The organism is Streptomyces sp. NBC_00286 (assembly GCF_036173125.1).
Taxonomy (GTDB): Bacteria; Actinomycetota; Actinomycetes; order Streptomycetales; family Streptomycetaceae; genus Streptomyces.
Genome location: NZ_CP108054.1, coordinates 2,341,125 through 2,366,739, shown reverse-complemented (window position 1 = coordinate 2,366,739; position 25,615 = coordinate 2,341,125). Strand labels below are relative to the sequence as shown.

20 protein-coding genes and 1 pseudogene are annotated in these 25,615 nt (G+C 70.5%); 9 read left to right on the top strand and 12 right to left on the bottom strand.

All coding sequences use genetic code 11. From position 1 onward, the window contains the following. The first annotated feature begins 211 nt into the window (after positions 1-211). Both dxs and OHT21_RS10680 read left to right on the top strand, forming a co-directional pair. Positions 212-2,140: a 1-deoxy-D-xylulose-5-phosphate synthase gene (dxs, locus tag OHT21_RS10685; protein WP_328768028.1), complete on the top strand. Its 1,929-nt coding sequence runs from the start codon at positions 212-214 to the stop codon at positions 2,138-2,140. Positions 2,141-2,311: 171 nt separating this feature from the next. Continuing rightward, entirely contained in the window at positions 2,312-3,838 is a 1,527-nt protein-coding gene (locus OHT21_RS10680; protein WP_328768027.1) for an amino acid permease, read from the top strand. Between the two features lie 40 nt (positions 3,839-3,878). Here OHT21_RS10680 and OHT21_RS10675 read toward each other — a convergent pair whose 3' ends face one another. Continuing rightward, positions 3,879-4,253, bottom strand: a complete 375-nt coding sequence (locus tag OHT21_RS10675) for an NTP pyrophosphohydrolase (protein WP_328768026.1) — start codon at positions 4,251-4,253, stop codon at positions 3,879-3,881. Between the two features lie 69 nt (positions 4,254-4,322). Between OHT21_RS10675 and OHT21_RS10670 the strand changes: the two genes are divergently transcribed. After that, complete coding sequence (locus OHT21_RS10670) at positions 4,323-5,360, top strand: hypothetical protein (protein WP_328774037.1); 1,038 nt, start codon at positions 4,323-4,325, stop codon at positions 5,358-5,360. A gap of 136 nt (positions 5,361-5,496) precedes the next feature. Here the strand turns inward: OHT21_RS10670 and OHT21_RS10665 are convergent, their stop codons facing one another. From OHT21_RS10665 to OHT21_RS10650, 4 genes are all read right to left on the bottom strand, one after another. Then, on the bottom strand, positions 5,497-7,626 hold the full coding sequence (locus tag OHT21_RS10665) for a 3-hydroxyacyl-CoA dehydrogenase NAD-binding domain-containing protein (protein ID WP_328768025.1): 2,130 nt from the start codon (positions 7,624-7,626) through the stop codon (positions 5,497-5,499). Next, the gene (locus OHT21_RS10660) at positions 7,623-8,840 is read right to left on the bottom strand and encodes a thiolase family protein (protein WP_165339612.1); all 1,218 of its coding nucleotides are present in this window, start codon (positions 8,838-8,840) and stop codon (positions 7,623-7,625) included. The genes OHT21_RS10665 and OHT21_RS10660 overlap by 4 nt, the downstream gene beginning before the upstream one ends. Before the next feature lie 431 nt (positions 8,841-9,271). Continuing rightward, entirely contained in the window at positions 9,272-10,567 is a 1,296-nt protein-coding gene (locus OHT21_RS10655) for a ribonuclease D (RefSeq protein WP_328768024.1), read from the bottom strand. Next, positions 10,564-11,244: a TetR/AcrR family transcriptional regulator gene (locus tag OHT21_RS10650; protein WP_328768023.1), complete on the bottom strand. Its 681-nt coding sequence runs from the start codon at positions 11,242-11,244 to the stop codon at positions 10,564-10,566. Before OHT21_RS10650 ends, OHT21_RS10655 begins: the two co-directional genes overlap by 4 nt. A gap of 127 nt (positions 11,245-11,371) precedes the next feature. On the opposite strand from OHT21_RS10650, the gene OHT21_RS10645 reads away from it, so the two are divergent. Next, positions 11,372-12,391: an aldo/keto reductase gene (locus OHT21_RS10645; protein WP_328768022.1), complete on the top strand. Its 1,020-nt coding sequence runs from the start codon at positions 11,372-11,374 to the stop codon at positions 12,389-12,391. A 93-nt stretch (positions 12,392-12,484) separates the two neighbouring features. Here OHT21_RS10645 and OHT21_RS10640 read toward each other — a convergent pair whose 3' ends face one another. Both OHT21_RS10640 and OHT21_RS10635 read right to left on the bottom strand, forming a co-directional pair. Next, on the bottom strand, positions 12,485-13,150 hold the full coding sequence (locus OHT21_RS10640; protein ID WP_328768020.1) for a response regulator transcription factor: 666 nt from the start codon (positions 13,148-13,150) through the stop codon (positions 12,485-12,487). 364 nt (positions 13,151-13,514) lie between these two features. Further along, positions 13,515-14,183 carry a DUF3000 domain-containing protein gene (locus tag OHT21_RS10635; RefSeq protein ID WP_328768019.1) on the bottom strand — a complete coding sequence of 223 codons (669 nt, stop codon included), beginning with the start codon at positions 14,181-14,183 and terminating at the stop codon, positions 13,515-13,517. A 334-nt stretch (positions 14,184-14,517) separates the two neighbouring features. On the opposite strand from OHT21_RS10635, the gene hemE reads away from it, so the two are divergent. Continuing rightward, positions 14,518-15,582 (top strand): uroporphyrinogen decarboxylase, encoded by a 1,065-nt coding sequence (hemE, locus tag OHT21_RS10630; protein ID WP_328768018.1) that lies wholly within the window; start codon positions 14,518-14,520, stop codon positions 15,580-15,582. On the opposite strand, the gene OHT21_RS10625 is transcribed toward hemE, so the two are convergent. After that, the gene (locus OHT21_RS10625; protein ID WP_328768017.1) at positions 15,579-16,412 is read right to left on the bottom strand and encodes a rhomboid family intramembrane serine protease; all 834 of its coding nucleotides are present in this window, start codon (positions 16,410-16,412) and stop codon (positions 15,579-15,581) included. The two genes, hemE and OHT21_RS10625, sit on opposite strands and share 4 nt — an antisense overlap. A 113-nt stretch (positions 16,413-16,525) precedes the next feature. On the opposite strand from OHT21_RS10625, the gene OHT21_RS10620 reads away from it, so the two are divergent. Beyond that, positions 16,526-16,858 carry a hypothetical protein gene (locus tag OHT21_RS10620; RefSeq protein WP_328768016.1) on the top strand — a complete coding sequence of 111 codons (333 nt, stop codon included), beginning with the start codon at positions 16,526-16,528 and terminating at the stop codon, positions 16,856-16,858. A 250-nt stretch (positions 16,859-17,108) separates the two neighbouring features. Here the strand turns inward: OHT21_RS10620 and OHT21_RS10615 are convergent, their stop codons facing one another. Beyond that, a complete protein-coding gene (locus OHT21_RS10615) occupies positions 17,109-18,497 on the bottom strand; it encodes an FAD-dependent oxidoreductase (RefSeq protein WP_328768015.1) in 1,389 nt (462 codons plus the stop codon). Positions 18,498-18,545: 48 nt separating this feature from the next. Further along, complete coding sequence (locus tag OHT21_RS10610; RefSeq protein WP_328768014.1) at positions 18,546-19,559, bottom strand: DUF4349 domain-containing protein; 1,014 nt, start codon at positions 19,557-19,559, stop codon at positions 18,546-18,548. Positions 19,560-19,719: 160 nt separating this feature from the next. Between OHT21_RS10610 and hemG the strand changes: the two genes are divergently transcribed. From hemG to OHT21_RS44630, 3 genes and pseudogenes are all read left to right on the top strand, one after another. Continuing rightward, entirely contained in the window at positions 19,720-21,432 is a 1,713-nt protein-coding gene (gene hemG, locus OHT21_RS10605; RefSeq protein WP_328768013.1) for a protoporphyrinogen oxidase, read from the top strand. A gap of 4 nt (positions 21,433-21,436) precedes the next feature. After that, a complete protein-coding gene (hemQ, locus tag OHT21_RS10600; protein ID WP_328768012.1) occupies positions 21,437-22,168 on the top strand; it encodes a hydrogen peroxide-dependent heme synthase in 732 nt (243 codons plus the stop codon). Between the two features lie 26 nt (positions 22,169-22,194). Then, positions 22,195-22,299: pseudogene (locus OHT21_RS44630) on the top strand (hydrogen peroxide-dependent heme synthase); the annotation flags it as partial. A gap of 25 nt (positions 22,300-22,324) precedes the next feature. On the opposite strand, the gene OHT21_RS10595 reads toward OHT21_RS44630, so the two are convergent. Further along, the gene (locus tag OHT21_RS10595; RefSeq protein WP_328768011.1) at positions 22,325-23,653 is read right to left on the bottom strand and encodes a DUF692 domain-containing protein; all 1,329 of its coding nucleotides are present in this window, start codon (positions 23,651-23,653) and stop codon (positions 22,325-22,327) included. Positions 23,654-24,505: 852 nt separating this feature from the next. Then, complete coding sequence (locus tag OHT21_RS10590; protein WP_328768010.1) at positions 24,506-25,612, bottom strand: class I SAM-dependent methyltransferase; 1,107 nt, start codon at positions 25,610-25,612, stop codon at positions 24,506-24,508. Between the last annotated feature and the right edge of the window lie 3 nt (positions 25,613-25,615).

The window sequence follows — 25,615 nt, the reverse complement described above, 5'->3', positions numbered from 1 at the left end:
CAATAGCTCGGGGCGGATCGTAGATTGGCGGCTGCGGGTTGTATGTGGCTCGTCGCGCAGTTCCCCGCGCCTCTGCAGGGGCGCGGTGGCTCGCTCCTCTTATGACAGTGCCCGGCACCATTGGCGGTGCCGGGCACTGTCATGAAAGGCGGAACATTACACTCGACGAGCCCGGCAAAAGCCAGAACAGCTCTACAGCAAGGAGGCACGGGTGCCGCTGCTGACCCGTATCACGGGACCGCGCGATCTGGACCGGCTCAGCCTGGAGCAGCTGGACCAGCTGGCCGAGGAGATCCGGACCTTCCTCGTCGACGCGGTCTCCAAGACCGGCGGCCACCTCGGCCCCAACCTCGGCGTCGTCGAGCTCACCATCGCGCTGCACCGTGTCTTCGACTCGCCGAAGGACAAGGTGCTGTGGGACACGGGCCACCAGTCCTACGTCCACAAGCTGCTCACGGGTCGTCAGGACTTCTCCAAGCTGAAGATGAAGGGTGGCTTGTCCGGCTACCCCTCGCAGGCCGAGTCCGAGCACGACATCATCGAGAACTCGCACGCCTCCACGGTCCTAGGCTGGGCCGACGGCCTCGCGAAGGCGAACCAGGTCCTGAACAAGGACGATCACGTCGTCGCGGTCATCGGCGACGGCGCCCTCACCGGCGGCATGGCCTGGGAAGCGCTCAACAACATCGCCGACGCCAAGGACCGCCCCCTGGTCATCGTCGTCAACGACAACGAGCGCTCGTACGCCCCCACCATCGGCGGCCTCGCCAACCACCTGGCCACCCTGCGCACGACGGACGGTTACGAGCGCTTCCTGGCCCGGGGGAAGGATCTGCTGGAGCGCACCCCGGTCGTCGGCAAGCCCCTCTTCGACACGCTGCACGGCGCCAAGAAGGGCCTCAAGGACTTCATCGCCCCGCAGGGCATGTTCGAGGACCTCGGCCTGAAGTACGTCGGCCCCATCGACGGCCATGACATCGAGGCCCTGGAGTCCGCGCTGGCCCGCGCCAAGCGCTTCGGCGGCCCGGTCATCGTGCACTGCCTCACCGAGAAGGGCCGCGGCTACCAGCCCGCCCTCCAGGACGAGGCCGACCGCTTCCACGGCATCGGCCCCATCCACCCCGACACGGGCCTGCCGATCAAGGCCTCGGGCGCCGACTGGACCTCGGTCTTCGGCGAGGAGATGGTCAAGCTCGGCAGGGAGCGCGAGGACATCGTCGCGATCACCGCGGCGATGCTGCAGCCGGTCGGCCTGAAGAACTTCGCGGACACCTTCCCGGACCGCATCTACGACGTCGGCATCGCCGAGCAGCACGGCGCCGTCTCCGCCGCGGGCCTGGCGACCGGTGGCCTGCACCCCGTCTTCGCCGTGTACGCGACGTTCCTCAACCGCGCCTTCGACCAGGTCCTGATGGACGTGGCCCTGCACAAGTGCGGAGTCACCTTCGTCCTCGACCGGGCGGGCATCACCGGTACAGACGGCGCCTCCCACAACGGCATGTGGGACATGTCGATCCTTCAGGTCGTGCCCGGCCTCCGGCTCGCCGCGCCCCGCGACGCCGACCAGGTCCGCGCCCAGCTCCGCGAGGCCGTCGACGTGGACGACGCGCCGACCGTGGTCCGCTTCTCCAAGGGCGCGGTCGGTCCCGCCGTACCCGCCGTGGGCCGTATCGGCGGCATGGACGTACTGCGCGCGCCCGGCACCGACGCCCCGGACGTCCTGCTCGTCTCCGTCGGCGCACTCGCGCCCATGTGCCTGGAGATTGCCGACCTGCTCGACAAGCAGGGCATCTCCACGACCGTCGTCGACCCGCGCTGGGTCAAGCCCGTCGACGAGGCCATGGCCCCGCTCGCCGAGCAGCACCGCGTGGTCGTCACCGTCGAGGACAACTCCCGCGTGGGCGGCGTCGGTTCGACGATCGCGCAGGCCCTGCGCGACGCGGGCGTCGACCTCCCGCTGCGCGACTTCGGCATCCCGCCGCGGTTCCTCGACCACGCCTCCCGCAAGGAGGTCCTGACGGAGATCGGCCTGACCGCCCCGGACGTCGCCCGCCAGGTCACAGGCCTGGTCGCCAAGCTCGACGGGCCAAGCGAGCGCCCGACGACCCGCATCGACTCGGCGGAACCGGCCCGCGACTGACGGCCACAGGACGGCTTTGCAGGGGCCGGACGACGGCTCTGAATGGGCCGGTTTCACCCATCCTTCACGGTGGGGAGACCGGCCCATTCGCGTGAAACCGCCTGCGCCCGGGCATACGCTCCACGCCCCCTCTCGATCATGTCGAGATCGACAAGCGTGGGAGGTAAACCCGTGACCAGCCCCCTCTTCAGGACCAAGAAGGTCGAGCAATCCATCCTCGATACCGAGGAGCCGGAGCACGCGCTCAAGAAATCCCTGTCGGCCCTGGATCTGACCGTCTTCGGCGTCGGCGTCATCATCGGCACCGGCATCTTCGTCCTCACCGGCACGGTGGCCAAGAACAACGCAGGCCCCTCCGTCGCCCTCGCCTTCGCCGCGGCCGGCGTCGTCTGCGCGCTCGCCGCGCTCTGTTACGCCGAGTTCGCCTCCACCGTCCCGGTGGCGGGCTCCGCCTACACCTTCTCGTACGCCTCCCTCGGTGAACTGCCCGCCTGGGTCATCGGCTGGGACCTGGTCCTGGAGTTCGCGCTGGGCACGGCGGTGGTCGCCGTCGGCTGGTCCGGCTACATCCAGTCGCTCATGGACAACGCGGGCTGGCAGATGCCCGCGGCCCTGGGCAGCAGAGAGGCCGCCGACGGCTTCGGCTTCGACATCCTCGCCGCGGCCCTGGTCCTGGTGCTCACCGCCATCCTCGTCCTCGGCATGAAGCTGTCCGCGCGGATCACCTCCCTTGTCGTCGCCATCAAGGTGACGGTCGTCCTCGTCGTGATCATCGCGGGCGCCTTCTTCATCAAGGGTGACAACTACGACCCGTTCATCCCGAAGGCGCAGGACGTGCCGCCGGGTGAGAGCCTCGAAGCCCCGCTGATCCAGCTGATCTTCGGATGGGCCCCGTCCAACTTCGGCGTGATGGGCATCTTCACCGCCGCCTCCGTCGTCTTCTTCGCCTTCATCGGCTTCGACGTCGTCGCCACGGCCGCCGAGGAGACCAAGAACCCGCAGCGCGACATGCCACGCGGCATCCTCGGCTCCCTCTTCATCTGTACGGCCCTGTATGTCGCCGTGTCGATCGTCGTGACCGGCATGCAGCACTACAGCGAACTCTCCGTCGACGCCCCGCTCGCCGACGCCTTCAAGGCCACCGGACACCCCTGGTACGCGGGCTTCATCAGCTTCGGTGCCGCGGTCGGCCTGACGACCGTCTGCATGATCCTGCTCCTGGGCCAGACCCGGGTCTTCTTCGCGATGAGCCGCGACGGACTGCTGCCGCGCTTCTTCTCGCGCGTCCACCCCCGCTTCAAGACCCCGCACCGGCCGACCATCCTGCTCGGCGTGGTCATCGCGGTCCTCGCGGGCTTCACCCCGCTGAACGAACTCGCCGCACTGGTCAACATCGGCACCCTGTTCGCCTTCGTGGTCGTCGCGATCGGCGTTCTCATCCTCCGCAAGACGCGCCCCGACCTGCACCGGGCCTTCCGCACTCCCTGGGTGCCGCTCATCCCGATCCTGTCGGTGTGTGCCTCGCTGTGGCTGATGCTGAACCTGCCCGCCGAGACGTGGGTGCGGTTCGGCATCTGGATGGCGGCCGGTTTCCTCGTCTACTTCGCGTACGGCCGCACGCACAGCCTCCTCGGCAAGCACAGGGAGACCACGGTCGACGACGTCCTCAAGCCGCCGCCGAACGGCGGGACCCCGTAGACGCGCGCCTGCAGTAGACGTGCCGGCGGCGAACGGCGGGTCAGGGGCGGACTGTTCGCGGGCCTGTGACCTCCGCCCCCAACGCGCCCACCCTGTCTCGCAGTTCGCGGTCGGCCGTGACCACCAGACAGCGGCGCCCCGCGGCCTCGGCGGCCAGCTCCACGATGCGGTCGTCGCCGCTGCCGGGCGCCGAGTCGACCCGTACGCCCGCAACGGACGACACACCGCGGGCGGCACCCTCGACCACGAGCACCACCTCCAGGGGACCCGGGAACGCGGGCAGTCCCTCATCGGCGTACAGCACCAGCGAGTCCCGTAGCCGCTCGGCCGCCCCGCGGCGATCCCGCCACCAGCCGTCCGGAACCGAGCCAACCACATTCGCGGCGTCGACGATCATGAGAACAGGGGCGCTCATGAGGCCAGGGTCGCACGGGACCGCCCTGGTCGGCCCGACTAGAGTGGGGGAGTGTCGATGGTCCGTACAGTGAACGGTTCCTGGCTCATACGCGGCCGGGACGGCCGGCTCAGCGCATACGCTCCGCGGGACGAGGCGGTGTGGTGCTGGGCCCAGCGAACCCCGGGCGGTTCGTGGATCGCGCCCCGTACGGTGGGCGGCGACCAGCGTTTGCATCCCGTGCTCGCCGTGGGTCAGGGAACCGACGGTTACGCCCACTTGGTGGCCTGGCGTCCCACCGGCCCGCAGGAGGCGGGGCTCGTCCACACCACGCACTTCCGCCCGCATCTCGCCGCGCTCGACTGGAACCGGCTCGGGCACCCCAACAAGGCGGGGGCGCAGACCGGCGTTCCGTCCGTCGCGGTCGATGTGGAGGGCCGCGCCCATGTGTTCGTGCCCAACGCCGGTGGTGGCGTGAGCATGCGCGGCCAGAAGGAGCGCGGCGGCTGGGGCCCCTGGCGCGACCTGAAGGGTCGTGAGGTGGAGGGCGAACTGGCCGCCGTGACAAGGTTGTCGGGCCGCGTCGAGCTGTACGCGACCTCGCCGGAAGGAATCCTGCGCTGGACACAGGCAGGCTCCGGCCACATACCCGCGCTCGACGGCGAGCCCCTGAAGGCGGCGGCCCGCCCCGGCACATTGCGGGCCCTCGCCACCTCCGAAGAACACGTGACCCTCTTCTTCACGGACGAGTCGGACACCCTGTGCGCCTGGCGCCCCGGCACCGAGCCCGTCCCGCTCCTCCCTTGCGCAGGCCCCGGACCCGTCTCCGCCATACGCTTCACCCTCGACGACGTCGACTGCACCCTCCTCGCCCAACGCTCCAGAAGCGGCCGAGTCGCCTTCGCCGCCTACCCGACCGAGCAGGAGTCCGCGGGCGCCTGGTGGACGGAGTCGGGCCCCCAACTCCCCCCGGACACCCAGGTGTCGCTGAGCAAAGACCACCAGGGCCACCTCGTGGCGGCAACACTCCAGCCGGCCAAGGGGGCCAAGGGGGAACTCCTGATGACCCGTAGGAAGGCCGAACCGGGGCTGGCGCTGGAGGCGTGGCATCCCATCGTCCTCGAGTAGCGCAGATGGCCGGGTAACACCGATGCCCGGCACACCGGTTGGTGTGCCGGGCATCGGCGCGCCCCTTCAGGGGCGCGGGGAACTGCGCGACCAGCCACAGACGGGCCCGCAGTTTCCCGATCGCTCCAGCCGAGCGCTAAGCGGGAACGCTCGCCACACCAGGCTCGAGGAACTTCTTGCCGTTCACGCGCTCCGAGACGCCCTCGCGGTCCAGGTACGGCGTGATGCCGCCCAGGTGGAAGGGCCAGCCGGCGCCCGTGATCAGGCACAGGTCGATGTCCTGGGCCTCGGCGACGACGCCCTCGTCGAGCATGATGCCGATCTCCTGGGCCACCGCGTCCAGGACGCGGGCGCGGACCTGGTCCTCCGTCAGGACCGTGTCGCCCTGCTTCAGCAGCGCGGCGACCTCCGGGTCCAGCTCCGGCTTCCCGGAGTCGTACACGTAGAAGCCGCGCTTGCCCGCTTCGACGACCGCCTTGAGGTTCGGGGAGACCGTGAAGCGGTCCGGGAACGCCTTGTTGAGCGTCTCGGAGACGTGCAGGCCGATCGCCGGACCGACGAGCTCGAGGAGGACCAGCGGCGACATCGGCAGACCGAGCGGCTCAACGGCCTTCTCGGCGACCTCGACCGGGGTGCCCTCGTCGATGACGTTCTGGATCTCGCCCATGAAGCGGGTGAGGATGCGGTTCACGACGAACGCCGGGGCGTCCTTGACCAGAACCGCCGTCTTCTTCAGCTTCTTGGCGACGGCGAAGGCCGTGGCCAGCGAGGCGTCGTCCGTCTGCTCGCCGCGCACGATCTCCAGGAGCGGCAGGACGGCGACCGGGTTGAAGAAGTGGAAGCCCACGACCCGCTCGGGGTTCTTGAGCTTCGACGCCATCTCGGACACCGAGAGCGACGAGGTGTTCGTGGCGAAGATCGCGTGCGCCGGAGCGACCGTCTCGACCTCCGCGAACACCTGCTGCTTGACGCCGATCTCCTCGAAGACGGCCTCGATGACGAAGTCAGCGTCCGAGAAGCCCTCGGCCTTGTCCAGGACACCGGTGACCAGGGCCTTCAGCCGGTTGGCCTTGTCCTGGTTGATACGTCCCTTGCCGAGCAGCTTGTCGATCTCGGCGTGGACGTAGCCCACACCCTTGTCGATGCGCTCCTGGTCGATGTCGGTCAGCACGACCGGCACCTCCAGGCGGCGCAGGAACAGCAGCGCGAGCTGCGAGGCCATGAGGCCCGCGCCCACGACGCCCACCTTGGTGACCGGACGCGCCAGGTTCTTGTCCGGGGCGCCAGCCGGACGCTTGCCGCGCTTCTGGACCAGGTTGAACGCGTAGATACCGGCGCGCAGTTCGCCACCCATGATCAGGTCGGCGAGGGCCACGTCCTCGGCGTCGTAACCCTGCTGGAGGTCGCCGTTCTTGGCCGCGGCGATGATGTCCAGCGCGCGGTACGCGGCCGGGGCCGCCCCGTGCACCTTGCTGTCCGCGATGAAGCGGCCCTTGGCGACCGCCTGGTCCCAGGCCTCACCACGGTCGATCACCGGGCGGTCCACGACGATCTCGCCCTTGAGGACGGAGGCCGTCCACAGCAGCGACTGCTCCAGGAAGTCCGCGCCCTCGAAGATCGCGTCCGCGATGCCGAGGTCGTAGACCTGCTGGCCCTTGAGCTGCTTGTTCTGATTGAGCGAGTTCTCGATGATCACCGAGACGGCCTTGTCGGCGCCGATGAGGTTCGGCAGCAGGGTGCAGCCGCCCCAGCCGGGGACCAGGCCGAGGAACACCTCGGGCAGCGAGAACGCCGGGATCGCCTTCGACACCGTGCGGTACTTGCAGTGCAGGCCGACCTCGACGCCGCCGCCCATCGCCGCGCCGTTGTAGTACGCGAAGGTCGGCACCGCCAGCGCGGCCAGGCGCTTGAAGACCTCGTGGCCGCCCTTGCCGATGGCCAGCGCGTCCTCGTGCTTCTTGAGCAGCTCTACGCCCTTGAGGTCCGCGCCGACCGCGAAGATGAACGGCTTGCCCGTGATGCCGACACCGACGATCTCGTCGGCCGCGGCCTCCCGCTCGACCTGGTCGATGGCGGCGTCGAGGTTCGCCAGCGACTGCGGTCCGAAGGTGGTCGGCTTGGTGTGGTCCAGGCCGTTGTCAAGGGTGATGAGCGCGAAGCGCCCGGCGCCGAAGGGCAGGTCGAAGTGGCGTACGTGCGCCTGGGTCACGACCTCGTCGGGGAACAGCTCGGCCGCGCCCTTCAAAAGCTCAGCTGTGGTGCTCACTTCTCCCCCTCGAAGTTCGGGTTCTCCCAGATGACCGTCGCGCCCATGCCGAAGCCGACGCACATGGTGGTCAGGCCGTAGCGGACGTGCGGCTGCTCCTCGAACTGGCGGGCCAGCTGCGTCATCAGACGGACGCCGGAGGAGGCCAGCGGGTGGCCGTAGGCGATGGCGCCGCCGTACTGGTTGACGCGCGCGTCGTCGTCCGCGATGCCGTAGTGGTCCAGGAAGGCCAGGACCTGGACGGCGAAGGCCTCGTTGATCTCGAAGAGGTTGATGTCCTCGATCGACAGGCCCGCCTTGGCGAGGGCCTTCTCGGTCGCCGGGATCGGGCCGTAGCCCATCACCTCGGGCTCGACCCCCGCGAAGGCGTACGAGACGAGGCGCATCTTGACCGGCAGATTGTTCTCGCGGGCGAAGTCCTCGGACGCGATGATCGAGGCGGTGGCGCCGTCGTTCAGACCGGCCGCGTTACCGGCGGTGACCCGGCCGTGCACACGGAACGGCGTCTTGAGGCCCGCCAGGTTCTCCAGCGTGGTCCCCGGACGCATCGGCTCGTCGGCGGTGACCAGGCCCCAGCCCGTCTCACCCGCCTCCTCGTTCGTACGGCGTACGGAGATCGGCACCAGGTCGGCCTGGATCTTGCCGTTCGCGTAGGCCTTCGCCGCCTTCTCCTGCGAGCGCACGGCGTACTCGTCGGCGCGCTGCTTGGTGATGTGCGGGTAGCGGTCGTGCAGATTCTCCGCGGTCATGCCCATGAACAGGGCCGACTCGTCGACCAGCTTCTCGCTCACGAACCGCGGGTTCGGGTCCACGCCCTCGCCCATCGGGTGGCGGCCCATGTGCTCGACACCACCGGCGATGACGGCGTCGTACGCACCGAAGGCGATGGAGCCCGCGGTCGTGGTGACGGCGGTCAGCGCACCGGCACACATACGGTCGATCGAGTAACCGGGCACCGATTGCGGCAGCCCGGCCAGAATGCCGGCCGTGCGGCCGATGGTCAGGCCCTGGTCGCCGATCTGCGTGGTGGCGGCGATGGCGACCTCGTCGACCTTCTTCGGGTCGAGACCGGGGTTGCGGCGCAGCAGCTCCCGGATCGCCTTCACGACGAGGTCGTCGGCGCGGGTCTCGTGGTAGATGCCCTTCGGGCCCGCCTTGCCGAACGGGGTACGGACGCCGTCGACGAAGACGACGTCCCTGACGGTACGAGGCACGATGGCTCTCCTCCAGATGCGGGATAGGCGCTGCCGGCACGCACGGCTGAGCGCGCGCTCAGCACCATGCTACTTACGGGTAACCGCGCTGCCCAGTCCAAGACACGGGAGCGGCGAAGGTCACATGGTCACTTTGCCGCGTGGGGGTGACTGCCGCCCGTTTTGGGGCGCGGGGCTGGAACATGTGGGGCTCCGCGGGGATGGGGGTCCCCCGCTCATGGGGCCCCCCTCGCTCGAGCGAAGCCGAGAGTGGGGGAGCAGCCGAGAGTGGGGGGAGCGACAAGCCACATCGAACCCGCGGCGTGCAACGGGGCGGGACCCGGGCCCCTCCCGGAGATCACCCCAACAACGGCGTGATCTCGACGTAGCTGTTCCGCTTCAGGGCCCGTTCGGCGCGCATCGGGAGAACATCTCGGCCGGTGCGGTCCTCGTCATTCCCCGGGGGGCGACGAAGCGAGCGCCGGCAGCAGCACCGGCGTCACCTGCTCGACCTGCCACGGCCGCGCCCCGTACCCGGCGAGCGCGGCCGCGACGGACTCGGCGTTCACTTCGGCAGGCGGCTCCCAGCACACCCGGCGCACGGTGTCCGGGGTGATCAGGTTCTCCTGAGGCATGGTCAGGGTCTCCGCCAGCGCCGACACCGCGGCCCGCGCGGCGACCAGCCGGGCCGCGGCCACCGGGTCCTTCTCAGCCCAGGCGCGCGGCGGCGGAGGACCGGTCACCGGCTGCCCCGGCTGCGGCAGTTCGTGGTCCGGCAGCGCCTTCGCTCGGTCCACGGCGGACTGCCACTGCTCCAGCTGACGCCGGCCCATACGGTGCCCGAACCCGTTCAACGCGGCGAGCGCCTGCACATTGGTCGGCAGGGAGAGGGCGGCCTCGATGATCGCCGCGTCGCCGAGCACCTTGCCCGGCGAGATGTCCCGGCGCCGCGCAACCTTGTCCCGGGCCTGCCACAACTCCCGTACGACCGCCATCTGCCGCCGTCGGCGCACCTTGTGCATTCCGGACGTACGCCGCCAGGGATCCTTGCGCGGCTCGGGCGCCGGCGCCGAGGCGATCGCGTCGAACTCCTGCCGGGCCCACTCCAGCTTGCCCTGCCGGTCGAGCTCCTTCTCCAGCGCGTCTCTGAGGTCCACGAGCAACTCCACGTCGAGCGCGGCATAACGCAGCCACGGCTCGGGCAGCGGACGCGTCGACCAGTCGACCGCGGAGTGCCCCTTTTCCAGTACGAAGCCCAGGACACCCTCGACCATCGCGCCGAGCCCGACGCGCGGGAACCCGGCAAGCCGACCGGCCAGCTCGGTGTCGAACAGGCGGCTGGGGACCATACCTATTTCGCGCAGACACGGCAGATCCTGCGTGGCAGCGTGCAGCACCCACTCCACACCGCCCAGCGCCTCGCCGAGACGCGAGAGATCGGGACACGCGACGGGGTCGATGAGCGCGCTGCCCGCACCCTCGCGGCGCAACTGCACGAGGTACGCGCGCTGGCCGTACCGGTAACCGGAAGCACGCTCGGCGTCCACGGCGACGGGACCGCTGCCCGCGGCGAACGCGGCGATCACCTCGGCGAGCGACGCCTCATCGGCGATCACGGGCGGAATCCCGTCCCGGGGCTCCAACAACGGAATGGGCACCTCTGCTTCAGAGGATCCGCCGTCGTCCGGAGGGGCGCCTCCGGTGGTTCGCAGTGATGTGTCTGCTGCGGTCTCTTGGGCGTCGGTCACATGTCAAGGGTATCTGTACGCCCCACCGTCTGACCCGTACTGCCGCTCGACGCGGGGTCTGACCGGCCAGAATCGGTCTCCGCGTGGCGCAGGCCCGCGATGAGCAGCTCGACCAGCCGGCGCGCGTCGTAGTCGGGGTCGCTGTCCGCGCCGATGCAGAGGTTCCCGACGCCGCGCATCAACTCGTAGGCCTCCAGGTCGGAGCGGATCTCGCCGGCTTCGGCCGCTGCTTCGAGCAGCGCGGTGCAGACGGGCACGAGGCGGTCGAGGAAGTAGGCGTGCAGCGCCTCGAAGCCGGCGTTGTCCGACTGCAGCACGGCGGCGAGTCCGTGCTTGGTGACCAGGAAGTCGACGAACTGGTTGATCCACTGGGCCAATGCGGCATGCGGAGACGCGCTGGTCGCCAGCAGGGCCGGCCCGGCCTCGGCGCAGGCGTCGACCTGGTGCCGGTAGACGGCGATGATCAGATCCGCCCGCGTCGGGAAGTGCCGGTAGATCGTGCCGAGGCCGACGCCGGCCTTGGTCGCGATGTCGCGTACGGGCGCCTCCACGCCTGACGTGACGAAGACGGAGGCGGCCGCGTCGAGCAGAGCCTCCTTGTTGCGCCGGGCGTCCTTCCGCCTGGGCTGGGCTTCGGACTGGGCCTCGTGCCCCGAGCCCTCGTCGCTGTCGTTCACCGCGCCGCTCCTTCTGCTGCCGTGCTTGCTGAGCCTGAACGTACTTGCCAAACGGAACAGTGTTCCGTATCGTCATTCCGGAACGAGGTTCCGTTTGTTCGCGATGTTAGCAATGGAGGAACAGGTCATGCAGTACCGCACCTTGGGCCGCACCGGTGTGCAGGTCAGCTCCCTCGCGCTCGGCGCGATGAACTTCGGCAAGATAGGGCGCACCACCCAGGACGAGGCCACCGCCCTCGTCGACGCCGCCCTCGAGGGCGGGATCAACCTCATCGACACCGCCGACATGTACAGCGACGGCGAGTCCGAGGAGATGGTCGGCAAGGCCATCGCCGGCCGACGTGACGACATCGTGCTGGCCACGAAGGCGACCATGCCGATGGGTGACGAGCGCAACCACCGGGGCAGTTCGCGCCGCTGGCTGGTCACCGCGCTGGACGACAGCCTGCGCCGCCTCGGCGTCGACCACGTCGACCTCTACCAGGTCCACCGCTGGGACCCGAGCACCAGCGACGAGGAGACCCTGTCGGCCCTGACCGACCTGCAACGCGCGGGAAAGATCCGCTACTTCGGCTCCTCGACCTTCCCCGCCCACCGCATCGTGCAAGCCCAGTGGGCCGCCCGCGAGCACCACCTGAGCCGTTACGTCACCGAACAGCCCAGCTACTCGATCCTGCAGCGCGGCATCGAGACCCATGTCCTGCCTGTGACCGAGGAGTACGGGCTCGGAGTGCTGGTGTGGAGCCCCCTGGCCTCGGGCTGGCTGTCGGGCGCGATCCGCGAGGGCCGCGACATCACCACCAGTCGCTCGACGTTCATGCCGCAGCGCTTCGACCTCACCATCCCCGCCAACCGGGCCAGGCTCGACGCCGTCGAGCAGCTGGCCAAGGTCGCCGACGAGGCCGGCTTGACCATGATTCAGCTCGCGCTCGGATTCGTGACCGCGCACCCGGCCGTGACCAGCGCGCTCATCGGCCCCCGCACACTCGACCACCTGCACTCACAGCTCGCCGCCGCCGACACCGAGCTCTCCGCCGACGTACTCGACGCGATCGACGCCATCGTCGCCCCCGGCACCGACCTGGCCTCGCACGAGAAGTACGACACTCCGCCCGCGCTGCTCGACCCGGCACTGCGGCGCCGCTGATCGTCCGACGGGCGGCGGTCGTCGGGGACATGCGGAACGCCCGTCGACGGAACGTTCCGTCGACGGGCGCCTGCGGGATGTAAAGCAGTCGGCTCAGTGGATGATGCCGGTGCGCAGGGCCACCGCCACCATGCCGGCGCGGTCGCCCGTGCCGAGCTTGCGGGCGATGCGGGCGAGGTGGCTCTTGACGGTCAGGGCGGACAGGCCCATCGAGACGCCGATGGCCTTGTTCGACTGGCCCTCCGCCACCAGCCGGAGCACCTCGACCTCGCGGCCGGACAGTTCGCGGTAGCCGCCCGGGTGGCCCGGGGCACCCGGGGGGCGGCGGTGCATACGGGCAGCGGCGGCCGAACCGATGGGGGCGACGCCGGGGCGGGTGGGGAGGCCGATGTTCGTACGCGTACCGGTGACGACGTATCCCTTCACGCCACCGGCCAGGGCGTTGCGTACGGCGCTGATGTCGTCGGCGGCGGAGAGGGCGAGGCCGTTGGGCCAGCCCGCGGCTCGGGTTTCGGAGAGGAGGGTGAGGCCGGAACCATCCGGCAGATGGACTTCGGCGACGCAGATGTCCCGGGGGTTGCCGATGCGGGGACGAGCCTCCGCGACGGACGAGGCCTCGATCACATCGCGCACTCCGAGGGCCCACAGATGGCGGGTGACGGTGGAGCGCACGCGCTGATCGGCCACGACCACCATCGCGGTGGGCTTGTTCGGGCGGTAGGCGACCAGGCTTGCGGGCTGCTCGAGGAGAACGGACACCAGGCCTCCTGGGGGTGGGGGGGTGTGGGACGGGGCCGGCTCGGGGGGGGAGGGAACCGGGGGGAACCGTGCTTTCAAGGTCACAGAGGTCTTCGGCACTAAACCCGTCTGCCTTTAGAGAAAGATCACGATTTGGTGAGTAACAATCCGTGCAATTCGGACGGACGATCGATCACCCGAAGATCGAACGAGTCCACTCCGCTTCGTTACGCGGCTGAAAGTGGTCGTATCGACAAAGCGATTGGTGCGGGTGGGTGAGGGATCGGGTGGCAAACGTGAAGGGACTGATCAGAAGCGATTGATCAGAAGCGATTGATCAGGAGGGGGTGATCAGGCGGTTCGTCAGGGGGGAGCGGGGTGGGGCTCAGCGGGGCTGGGGGCCGCGGCGCTGAGGGAGGGTTACGACCGAGGGGTCGCCCGGGGTGGCCGGGGGCAGGCCGGCGATCTGGGACAGCAGGTCGCACCAGGCGGCGAGGTGGGAGGCCGTGTCCGGGACGCCGCCGAGGCCCTCGCGCGGAGTCCAGGAAGCGCGGATCTCGATCTGGGAGGCGGGTCGGCGTTCCGAGAGGCCGCCGAAGTAGTGAGAGCTCGCGCGGGTGACGGTGCCGCTGGGTTCGCCGTACGACGGGCCGCGGGCCTGGAGGGCGCCGGTCAGCCAGGACCAGCAGACGTCGGGGAACAGCGGGTCGGCGGCGATCTCCGGTTCCAGTTCCGCGCGTACGAGCGTGACCAGGCGGAACGATCCCTGCCAGGCCTCGTGTCCGGCGGGGTCGTGGAGGAGGATGAGGCGGCCGTCCGCCAGGTCTTCGTCGCCGTCGACGACAGCGGCCTCCAGGGCGTATGCGAACGGGGCGAGGCGCTGCGGCGGCTTGGTCGGGTCGATCTCGATCTCCGGCCGCAGGCGGGCCGTGCCGAGTGCGTCGACGGCTGTGCGGAAGGCCAGCGGAGTCGCGTCCGCTTCCGTTCGCAGTGCCTCGTCGTTCCTGGCTTCCCCGCCAGCGTCGTCCGAGAGTCGTCCTTGAGCCGCAGCCATGCGGGGAAGATTAAGGGGAACGGCGCCTTTGTGCAGGGAGAGACACCCTTGCCTCCGGCGGTTGGGCGGGAACGGTGCCGTTTCGTTGTGTTTGTGCTGTGACTGAGTGTCGCTGTGGGCGGATCGTCGGGGGTTGTTCGGTTCTTTGGTGCTGCGGGTTGGTTGTGGCTTGTCGCGCCCGCGCGGCGGAGCCGCAAATTGATACAGCCCCTCGCCCCTAAAGGGGCACTTGCGCGCCCCACGCGGAGAGCCGCAAATCGACATAGCCTCGCGTCCCTCACGGGGCCCGCTGCCCCCGAGGCTTCTTCTCCGTGCGGCGTGCGAGACTTTCGGCGTGAGTTCCAATGAGCGCCCTGCGGGCCAGCCGACAGCCACGTACGAATCCGCCTTCATGAAGGCGTGCCGGCGCGAGCCCGTGCCGCATACGCCGGTGTGGTTCATGCGGCAGGCCGGGCGTTCGTTGCCCGAGTATCGGAAGGTGCGTGCGGGGATTCCCATGCTTGAGTCGTGTATGCGGCCCGAGCTGGTTGCGGAGATCACGTTGCAGCCGGTGCGGCGGCACAACGTGGACGCGGCTATCTACTTCAGCGACATCGTCGTACCGCTCAAGGCCATCGGTGTCGATCTCGACATCAAGCCGGGGGTCGGGCCGGTCGTCGAGAAGCCGATCCGGTCCCGTGCCGACCTGGCGCAGCTGCGGGATCTGACGCCCGAGGACGTCGCATACGTCACCGAGGCCATCGGGCTGCTCACCGCCGAGCTCGGCGAGACCCCGGTCATCGGCTTCGCCGGCGCGCCCTTCACGCTCGCCAGCTACCTCGTGGAGGGCGGGCCGTCCCGCAACCACGAGCACACCAAGGCCCTCATGTACGGCGACCCGCAGCTGTGGGCCGAACTGCTCGACCGGCTCGCGGAGATCACGGCCGCCTTCCTGAAGGTGCAGATCGAGGCGGGGGCCTCGGCCGTGCAGCTCTTCGACTCGTGGGTCGGCGCCCTGGCACCGGCCGACTACCGCCGCTCCGTCATGCCCGCCTCCACGAAGGTTTTCGAGGCCGTGAAGGCGTACGGGGTTCCGCGCATCCACTTCGGCGTCGGCACCGGCGAGTTGCTCGGCCTCCTGGGCGAGGCGGGCGCGGATGTCGTAGGCGTCGACTGGCGCGTACCGCTCGACGAGGCCGCGCGCCGCGTTGGCCCGGGCAAGGCGCTCCAGGGCAACCTCGACCCTGCGGTCCTCTTCTCCACCACCGAGGCCGTCGAGACCAAGACGCAGGAGATCCTCGACGCCGCCGCGGGCCTGGAGGGCCACATCTTCAACCTCGGCCACGGCGTTCTGCCGAGCACGGACCCGGACGCGCTGACCCGGCTCACGGAGTACGTCCACACGCGGACCACCCGCTAGCGAGGTCTCCATGTCTGCCGCGGCCGCGCCTGCCTGCCCCACAGCAGGCCGCGCGGCTCCGGGGGCGGCGGGGTGCCCGGGCGCAGGGGCCAGGCGAGGAGCATGCCTGCCACGAAGCCGACGACATGGGCGACGTACGCGACGGTGCCGGCCTCGGTGACGCCGGCACCGGACGAGTACACCGCCTGGAGGACGAACCAGAAGCCCAGGACCAGCCAGGCGGGCAGTCGCAGCGGCAGGAAGATCAGGAACGGTACGAGGACCCAGACGCGGGCCTTCGGATAGAGGACCAGGTACGCGCCCAGGACGCCGGCGATCGCACCGGACGCGCCGATCAGCGGGTCGCCGGAGGTGGCGTTGACGTAGGCGAAGGCGTACGCCGCCGCGTAGCCGCAGACCACGTAGAACAGCAGGTAGCGGATGTGGCCGAGGCGGTCTTCGATGTTGTTGCCGAAGATCAGCAGGAAGAGCATGTTGCCGAGCAGGTGCAGCCAACTGCCGTGCAGGAACATCGCGGTGAGCACCGACAGCGGGGGCGACTTGTCGTAGTCGGGCGAGCCCACGACACAGCCCGGTCCCTGTGGGCCCACGCCCACGTCGCCGGTGGGTACGACGGTCGGCGTCCGGTCGTGGATCATCTCGCGCGGCACCGCCGCCCAATGGTCCAGGAACGCCTGCAGTTGGCAGAGCTGCGCGAGGCTGCTCTCGCCGACCAGCGAGGCGGCCACACCCGGCGTGGCCAGGAAGACAAGGACGTTGGCGCCGATCAGCGCGTACGTCACGACCGGCGTGCGGCGGGCCGGGTTCACATCATGGACGGGGATGACCACAAGGAACTCCTGCCCGCGAGCGGGCCCTTCTGAACGGGTGTGAACGGGAGCGCGGGTGTCTGCGTATGTTTCGGCAACCACCGTGATCCCAGCAACACGTGAGGAACAGGTCAATGAACGACCGAGTCACTCCGACTATGACCGCCACGCCGGACGGCGAGGCGGAAGTAGCCCTCGTCCTCAGACTGTCGTGGGAGGACGTGGCCGCGCTCGGCCAGGAAGCCGGTCGGCTTGCCGCGAGCATGCAGCGTCCCGTGACCCTCGACGAGGCCGCCAGCCACCGGCTGCGCAGCCGTCAGCCCGGTACGCACGCCCGGCCCCAGGCGGCGCCACAGCCGCCGCAGGTTTCGCCGGTCTCGTCGTTGCCGCGGTCGCCCGGCGAGCAGGCTCGGCAGGCCATAGAGAAGATCAACGGAACCACTCCTGGAGCGGCTCAGGGTGCCTGAGACGTCGTCAGGGCTCCGGGGTCCTTTGAGGCTCCAGGGCTTCGGGCCTTGACGTCCCCAGGCGTCTCCGGCGCCCTGGGCCGTGAGAGCGTGCGCGTGGCCGGCGCGGAGGGCCACGCGTACGCTCCGCTGGTTGAGCAGGGGGTTCGTTGTGGTTTTGGTTGCATCCGGGCTGCGAGTTCGTTGTGGCTGGTCGTGCAGTTCCCCGCGCCCCTGAAGGGGCGCCTCCAGTGGGCCCCCGGATAGACGGTTACCCTCGGCCGAATACCGCCCTTACCGCTTTGCGGGCCGCCACCTGTACCGGGTCCCAGACCGGGGAGAACGGGGGCGCGTAGCCCAGGTCCAGGGACGTCACCTGCTCTACCGTCATGCCTGCTGTCAGGGCTACCGCTGCGATATCTACTCGTTTGCCCGCGCCCTCGCGGCCCACTATCTGGACGCCCAGGAGGCGGCCGGTGCGGCGTTCCGCGAGCATCTTCACCGTCATCGGGGCGGCGCCGGGATAGTAGCCGGAGCGGCTGGTGGACTCGATGGTGACCTTCTCGTACTGGAGGCCTGCTCTGCGGGCGTCCTTTTCGCGGAGGCCGGTGCGGGCTATCTCCAGGTCGCAGACCTTGCTGACCGCCGTGCCGACCACGCCGGGGAACGTGGCGTAGCCGCCGCCGGCGTTCGCGCCGATGACCTGGCCGTGTTTGTTGGCGTGCGTGCCCAGCGCGATGTGCCGTTCGCGGCCGGAGACCAGGTCGAGGACCTCCACGCAGTCGCCGCCGGCCCAGATGTTCTCGTAGCCGCGTACGCGCATGGCCTGGTCGGTCAGCAGCCCTCCGTGGTCGCCCAGCTGGAGCCCCGCCGCCTGCGCCAGCGTCGTCTCCGGACGTACGCCGATGCCGAGCACCACCACGTCCGCCGGGTACTCGGCGTCCTCCGTGGCCACCGCGCGGACCCGCCCGTCCTCGCCGGTGAGGATCTTGGTGACCTCGGCGTCGTTCACCATGGTGATGCCCAGGCCCTCCATGGCCTCGTGCACCAGCCGTCCCATGTCGGGGTCGAGCGTGGACATCGGCTCCTTGCCGCGGTTGACCACCGTCACTTCGTAGCCGCGGTTCACCAGCGCCTCGGCCATCTCCACGCCGATGTAGCCGGCGCCGACCACCACCGCGCGCCGACCGGACGTACGGGCCAGCGTGTCGATCAGGGCCTGCCCGTCGTCGAGCGTCTGTACTCCGTGCACTCCCGGGGCGTCGATCCCGGGCAGCGGCGGCCGGATCGGCCGGGCGCCCGTCGCGATCACGAGCTTGTCGTACGACGTCCACGCCTCGGCCCCGGACTCCAGGTCACGGGCGCGAACCCGGCCGCCCGCGACATCCAGCGCCGTCACCTCCGTACGCATCCGCAGGTCGATCCCGCGATCCCGGTGCTCCTCGGGGGTGCGCGCGATCAGCTGGTCCCGGTCGGTGACGTCGCCGCCCACCCAGTACGGGATGCCGCACGCGGAGTACGAGCTGAAGTGGCCGCGCTCGAACGCGATGATCTCCAGTTCGTCGGGGCCCTTCATACGGCGTGCCTGGGACGCGGCGGCCATGCCCGCCGCGTCCCCTCCGACGACCACCAGGCGTTCTCTCGTACGGCTCATGTCCATATGAACACGCTACGGGGGCGCGGCATTTCAGTCCCGCCAGCCCTCCTGTCAGTCCTCCTTGCCGTCCTCTCCCGGCGCAGGCCGGGCGACCGGCAGGGACATGCCGGCGGTCGCCGTACCCGCACCCGCTGTGGCCGGGCGGCGCGGCAGCCGGGGGCGAAGGACGCGCGTCCACAGCAGCAGGAGCAGCGCCGCGCCCACGAGGAAGGGGAGTACGGCGGCCAGGGCCATCGCGATCCAGCGGAACGTCTCGATGAACGCGTTCCAGCCACCCGCGAGCGCGTCCGCGAGCCCCGGGTCCTCGTCCTCCGCCGCTTTCACCGGTGTCTCGGACAACGACAGGGTGATCGTGGCCAGGCTCGTACGGTCCTTCAGGGATGCCTGCTGGGCCAGCAGGGACTCCAGGTCGGCCTGACGGGTGCTCAACTCGCCTTCCAGCGTGACCACATCGCTGAGCTGGGTCGCCTGGTCCATCAGCTCACGGATCCGGATCACACTGGCGCGCTGCGTCTTGATACGGCTCTCCACGTCGACGACCTGGTCCGTGACGTCCTCCGCCTTCGCGGTCCGGTCGATCAGTTTGCCGGAGCCCTCCAGGTCATCGAGCACCTCCTCGTAGCGGTCCGTGGGCACGCGGAGGACGACGCGCGAGCGCTCGCGGCCCTTGGAGTCGCGGTCGGTGGTCTCCTGGCCGACGACGCCGCCCGCGTTCTCCACGGCGGTACGGGCCTCGGCAAGCGCCTTGGGTACGTCCTTGACCTGCACGGTCAGGGACGCCGTACGGATGATGTGGGCGGCGCTCAGCTTGGGCGGCGCGGTGGCCTGCCGGCCCTTGCCACCGCTGTCCCGGGCGTCGCCCGCGCCCTGCTCGGACTGGGCCGCGGCTTTATCGCCGCTGTCCGAGTCCGAGGTGGTGCCGCCGGCTTCGTCCGCTCCGGTGCATCCCGCGAGCGCGACGGCGGCGGCCAGCAGCAGGGCCACGAGGGCGTGGAGAGGCCGTGGGGATCGTACGGATCGGAGCCCGGACGTTCGCTGCCTGGGCGTGGTGCTGCGTGTCTGCATGTCGGCGTACCCCCGATGGTGTCGTAATGATTGACGCTCCTTCGACGCCGGAGCGGGGCGGGACGTTGGAGGGATCGGGTCCCGAACTGGTCACGGTCAGGACTCGTCATGGACACCGGGTGCCGGAGGGACTGTCAGTGCCGGGTGCGACAGTGGAGACATGCAGCACGCAGACACTCGTACGAGCCCGGGTCACGTCGTCGTCATCGGGGGCGGCATAGCCGGTCTGGCCGCCGCCCACCGGCTGCTCGACAGCGGCGTGCGCGTGACCCTCCTGGAGGCCTCGGACCGGCTCGGCGGGAAGCTGCTCCCCGGTGAGATCGCGGGTGCGCGGGTGGACTTCGGCGCCGAGTCGATGCTGGCACGGCGCCCCGAGGCGGTGGCGCTCGCCCGCGAGGTGGGCCTCGACGCCCGGCTCCGGACGCCCGCGACGGCGAGCGCGTCGATCTGGACGCGCGGGGCGCTGCGGCCCATGCCCAAGGGCCACGTCATGGGGGTGCCCGGCACGGCCTCGGCTCTCGCCGGGCTGCTCTCCGAGGAGGGCGTGCGCCGCATCGAGCGTGACGCCGACTTGCCGCGTACGGAGGTCGGCGACGACGTGGCGGTGGGGGAGTATGTGGCGGCTCGCCTCGGCCGCGAGGTGGTAGACCGCTTGATCGAGCCGCTTCTGGGCGGCGTCTACGCGGGCGACGCGTATCGCATCTCCATGCGCTCGGCCGTCCCTCAGCTCTTCGAGGCGGCGCGTACGCACGCGTCGTTGACGGAGGCGGTCCGGGGCATCCAGGCCCGCGCGGCTGCCGCACAGCAGACGGGCCCCGTCTTCATGGGCATCGAGGGCGGCGTCGGCCAACTGCCGCTCGCGGTCGCGGAGTCGGTGCGGGCGCGGGGCGGCGAGATCGTCACGGGGGCGCGGGTGACGGAGCTGCGCAGGGTCTCGGGGGAGGTGGCTGGGCGCTCCGGTGAGGTCTCGGGGGAGGTGGCTGGGCGCTCCGGTGAGGTCTCGGGGGAGGTGGCTGGGCGCTCCGGTGAGGTCTCGGGGGAGGTGGCTGGGCGCTCCGGTGAGGTCTCGGGGGAGGTGGCTGGGCGCTCCGGTGAGGACTCGGGGGAGGTGGCTGGGCGCTCCGGTGAGGACTCGGTGGTGGCGGCTGCGGGCGGGCCGGGAGAGGCGCGGGCGCGTGGTGGAGGGCTGCCCACCGTCTGGCGCGTCGTCGTCGGAGGGCGGGTGCTGCATGCCGACGGTGTTGTCGTCGCCGTTCCCGCCGGTGTGGCTGCCGTGTTGCTGCGGGACGAAGCGCCCGCTGCCGCGGCCGAGCTGGCAGGCGTCGAGTACGCCTCCATGGCGCTCGTCACGCTCGCCTACCGGCGCGAGGAAATCCGCCTTCCTGAAGGGAGCGGTTTTCTGGTGCCGCCTGTCGACGGGCGGACCATCAAGGCGTCGACGTTCGCCTCCCAGAAGTGGGGGTGGATCGACGAGGAGAACCCGGACGTGCTGGTCCTGCGGACGTCCGTGGGGCGGTACGGCGAGACCGAGATCCTCGGGCGCGAGGACGGCGAACTCGTCGAGGTCTCGCGGCACGACCTGCGGGAAGCCACCGGGCTCGACGCCGAACCCGTAGCGACCAGCGTCACGCGCTGGACCGACGGCCTGCCCCAGTACCCCGTCGGGCACCACGCGCGCGTGGCCCGCATCCGGGAGCACGTGGGCAAGCTGCCGGGCCTCGCGGTGTGCGGAGCCGCGTACGACGGAGTGGGCATCCCGGCGTGCATCGCTAGCGCGTACGCCGCGGTCGATCAGCTCGAGGGCGATGCGAGCGGTGTGCAGGAGCTCACCGCCCACCCGGTGCAGAGTCCGCACGGCGGAGCGGGAGAATGAGGACATGAGTGACGACGCCCCCACCACCGAGTCCGGCAGGATCCCGAACAAGGGCAAGCTGGCCAAGGACCTGAACGAGGTCATCCGCTACACCCTGTGGTCCGTCTTCAAGCTACGAGACGTCCTCCCCGAGGACCGCGCCGGCTACGCGGACGAGGTCCAGGAGCTCTTCGACCAGCTCGCCGCCAAGGACGTGACGATTCGCGGCACGTACGACGTGTCCGGCCTGCGCGCCGACGCCGACCTCATGATCTGGTGGCACGCGGAGACCGCCGACCAGCTCCAGGAGGCGTACAACCTCTTCCGCCGTACGAAGCTGGGGCGCGCCCTGGAGCCGGTCTGGTCGAACATGGCGCTGCACCGCCCCGCCGAGTTCAACCGCTCGCACATCCCGGCGTTCCTCGCCGACGAGACGCCGCGCAATTACGTCAGCGTCTACCCGTTCGTGCGCTCCTACGACTGGTACCTGCTGCCCGACGAGGACCGCCGCCGCATGCTCGCCGACCACGGCAAGATGGCCCGCGGCTACCCGGACGTGCGGGCCAACACGGTCGCCTCGTTCTCGCTGGGCGACTACGAGTGGATCCTCGCCTTCGAGGCCGACGAGCTGTACCGCATCGTCGACCTCATGCGCCACCTGCGCGCGTCCGAGGCCCGGATGCATGTCCGGGAAGAGGTCCCGTTCTACACCGGGCGGCGCAAGTCCGTGGCTGAGCTGGTCGCGGGGCTGGCCTGAGCGGCTGCCGCAGCGCGGTAGCGCGTCAGCATCTGCGCGCGTCCGAGGCCCGGATGCATGTCCGGGAAGAGGTCCCGTTCTACACCGGGCGGCGCAAGTCCGTGGCTGAGCTGGTCGCGGGGCTGGCCTGAGCGGCTGCCGCAGCGCGGTAGCGCGTCAGCGCCTCAGCAGGACCCGGCGGGTGGCCCGTGCCAGGCGGGCCGCCGGGCGGCGGGACAGCGGGGCGGGGCCTGAGCGCTCCAGCCACCAGTCGCTCAACTGCCGCTGTACGTCGGCGTCTTCGAGGCGGCCGTGCAGGAGCAGGTGTTCGGCGAAGGCCAGGGCGTCGTGGCGGTAGCCGTCGGTCATCGGGTGGTCGGTCGCGTACGCCAGGAAGTGCGTTCGGTACGTCCCGGCCAGGATCTCGGGCAGTTCCGGGGCGACCTTGGCGACGACGTCGGCCCGTTTCGCGGCGAGTGCTCGTGCCTGCACGGCCAGCCGTGAGCGGTCGAAGCCTTCGGGGGTGGGGGTTCCGGCGACGAGGGCGGAGAGCAGGGCCGTTTGGGCCAGTGCGAGGCCCTGACGGGGCGCTTCGGTGTCTTCTGCGTTGTCCTGCGGGGCGCCACCGTCCTGTACGCCGGAGGTCTCGGCCCGTACGCCTGAAGGCTGGGCGTTTGCCTTCGGGGCCTGCTCCACGGTTTCCCTGATCGCTGCCAACTCCCGCTCCAGCTCGGCCGGTTCGGGGAAGTTCTCGTCTCGCTCCAGGAGTACGCCCGGTGGGCGGACTCGGGACGCCAGGTCCGCGAGGATGTCGAGGACCGCCGGGGGTACGGGGTGGGCGTGGCTGTCGTGCCAGACACCGTCGCGTTCGAAGCCGCCGGCGACGTGGACGTACGCGATGGCCTCGACGGGCAGTTCGTCGAGGGCCTTGGCGGGGTCTTCGCCTCGGTTGACGTGGTTGGTGTGGAGGTTGGCCACGTCGATGAGCAGGCGTACGCCGGTACGGTCGACCAGGTCGTACAGGAACTGTCCCTCGGTCATCTCCTCGCCCGGCCAGGAGATCAGTGCTGCGATGTTCTCGACGGCGAGGGGTACGGGGAGGGCGGCCTGGGCGATGCGGATGTTTTCGCACAGGACGTTGAGGGCGTCTCGGGTGCGGGGTACTGGCAGGAGGTGCCCGGCCTCCAGGCGGGGGGTGGCGGTGAGGGGGCCGCCCGCGCGGACGAAGGCGATGTGCTCGGTGACGAGCGGGGCGGTGAGCGCTTCCGCGCGTTCGGCGAGGGCGGTGAGGCGGGCCTCGTCGGGGCGCTCCGCGCCGCCGAGGCCCAGGGAGACGCCGTGCGGTATGACGGTGACGCCGCGGGCGCGCAGGCGCTGCAGTGAGTCCGGGATGTGTCCCGGGCACACGTTCTCCGCCACGGCCTCGACCCAGTCGATGCCGGGCATACGCTCGACGGCCTCGGCGATTTCTGGCCGCCATCCGATTCCCGTACCCAGTGGCTGCATGACGGGGTGATGACCCCGAAGCGTGGGGTCGAACCCCTTGGCGGGGACGTTCAGAGCAACATTTGAGGTTCGTTTTTGAGTGCGGCGCGGGGTGCCTCCGGCGGTTGGGCGGTTGGGCGGTTGGGTTCGTTGTCGGCTGCGGCGCCGTTGTGGCTGGTCGCGCCCACGCGGGGTGCCTCCGGCGGTGGGGCGGCTAACGGTCCGTTGTGGCTGGTCGCGTCCACGCGGGGTGCCTCCGGCGGTGGGGCGGCTGCGGGCTGAGTGTGGCTGGTCGCGCCCACGCGGCGGAGCCGCATATGTCACAGCCCCGCGCCCCTTGGGTGGGTGGTGGGTGCGGGGCCGCGTCGGGGGTGTCCGTCCTCGGACCGGCGCGCGTTGCTGTCGGCTGGTAGAGGGTGCCGGTGTTGGCGCGCCGGCCGCTGCGGGCGCACACCCCCGCCCCGTCCCCTCGCCGCCGTGGGCGGCCGCGGGGCCATGGGGGTGCGGGCTCCCTTCCGGGCCGCGGGCTTGCTCGGGGCGCAGGCGCCTTCCGGGCACGGGTTGCTCGGGCGCGGGCCCCTTCCGGGCGGGGGTTTCGGTTCGCGTGCTCGTCGAGGGTGCGGGCAGTCGCAGGCGTTTTAGGGGCGCGGGGAACTGCGCGACAAGCCACGACGCACCCGCAGCCGCGACACGACTGTTACCCCGCCCCGGTAGGCACACCCCACCCACCCACCCGCCGTAGGCGCCCCACCGGCCGGAGGCAGGGGGCCTGGGGGCGCAGCCTCCCCACGCGGCGGAGCCGCAAATTGATACAGCCGGGAAGGGGCGGGGCTGGGGAAAGAAAACCCTCCTCCCACGAACCCGCAGCTCACCTCACGGCGACAGCCGGTAGAAGTGCCACAGCTCGTGGGCGACGGGCAGGACCTCCGTCGAGCCGTACCCCGCCTCGCGGGCATACGCCCGCACCGTAGTCGGCCGCAACACCGTGCCCGCCTCCACCTTCGCCCCCTCCGCGCGAGTAGCGGGAAGGCAATGCAGCACGCTGAACGCGTAGTTGAGCCGATCCAGATCCGGTCCCGGAGCGGTGAACCCCTCGCTCACCTTCTCGTCCGCGATGAGCACGGCACCCGACGGAGTCAGCAGCCGGCGCACCGAGGCCAGCGCCCCGATCGGGTCCGCCATGTCGTGCAGCGCCTCGAACACGGTGACCAGATCCACGGCCCCGTCGAGCCCCGCCCCGGCCGCATCCGTGTTGACGAAGGCGATCCGATCGCCGAGCCCGGCCTCGTCGGCGTGGCGCCGGGCCCGTTCGACGGAGGCGGCGTCCAGGTCGATACCGGTCAGCCGGGCGGCGGGAAAGGCGCGGGCCAGAGCGATCGTCGACCAGCCGAGGCCGCAGCCCAGGTCGAGTACCCGGGCACCGGAGTCGTCGGTGAGCCGGCGGTGGACGTCCGGCAGGGCCGCCACCCAGGAGCGGACCGTCTCCGGCTGGAACATGGGACGGTTCAGGCCCGCGATGCCCTCGCGCGTGCCCTCGCCGTAGCGCTCGTACGGCACACCCCCGCCCGTGCCGAAAGCCTCCAGCACCTCGGGCAGCGTCGCCGCGATCGAGGCGATGAACCGCGGACCGGCCGCCATGTAGCACGGGTCGTCCGGGTCTAGGAGTACGCGACGGTGTTCGTCGGGCAGGGAGAAGCGCCGCTCGTAGTCGTCCTCGGGAGTGGAGCTGGTGGACCCGGACACGGTCAGGATCCCGGCGACCGCCTGCTGCTCCAGCCACTCGCGGGCGTACCGCGCATGGACGCCCGCCGTCGCCGAGAGTTCGCGCGGCGTCATGGGACCGTGCGCGGCCAGCGCCTCGTACAGGCCGCGGCGTACGCCGACCTCGACCGTGAAGATCTCCAGGGCCGAGAGCATCCTCGTGAGGATCTCCTCGGCCAGCCGTTCGGCGTTCGGGGTGGGCGCGGGTGCGTCGGTCATGGT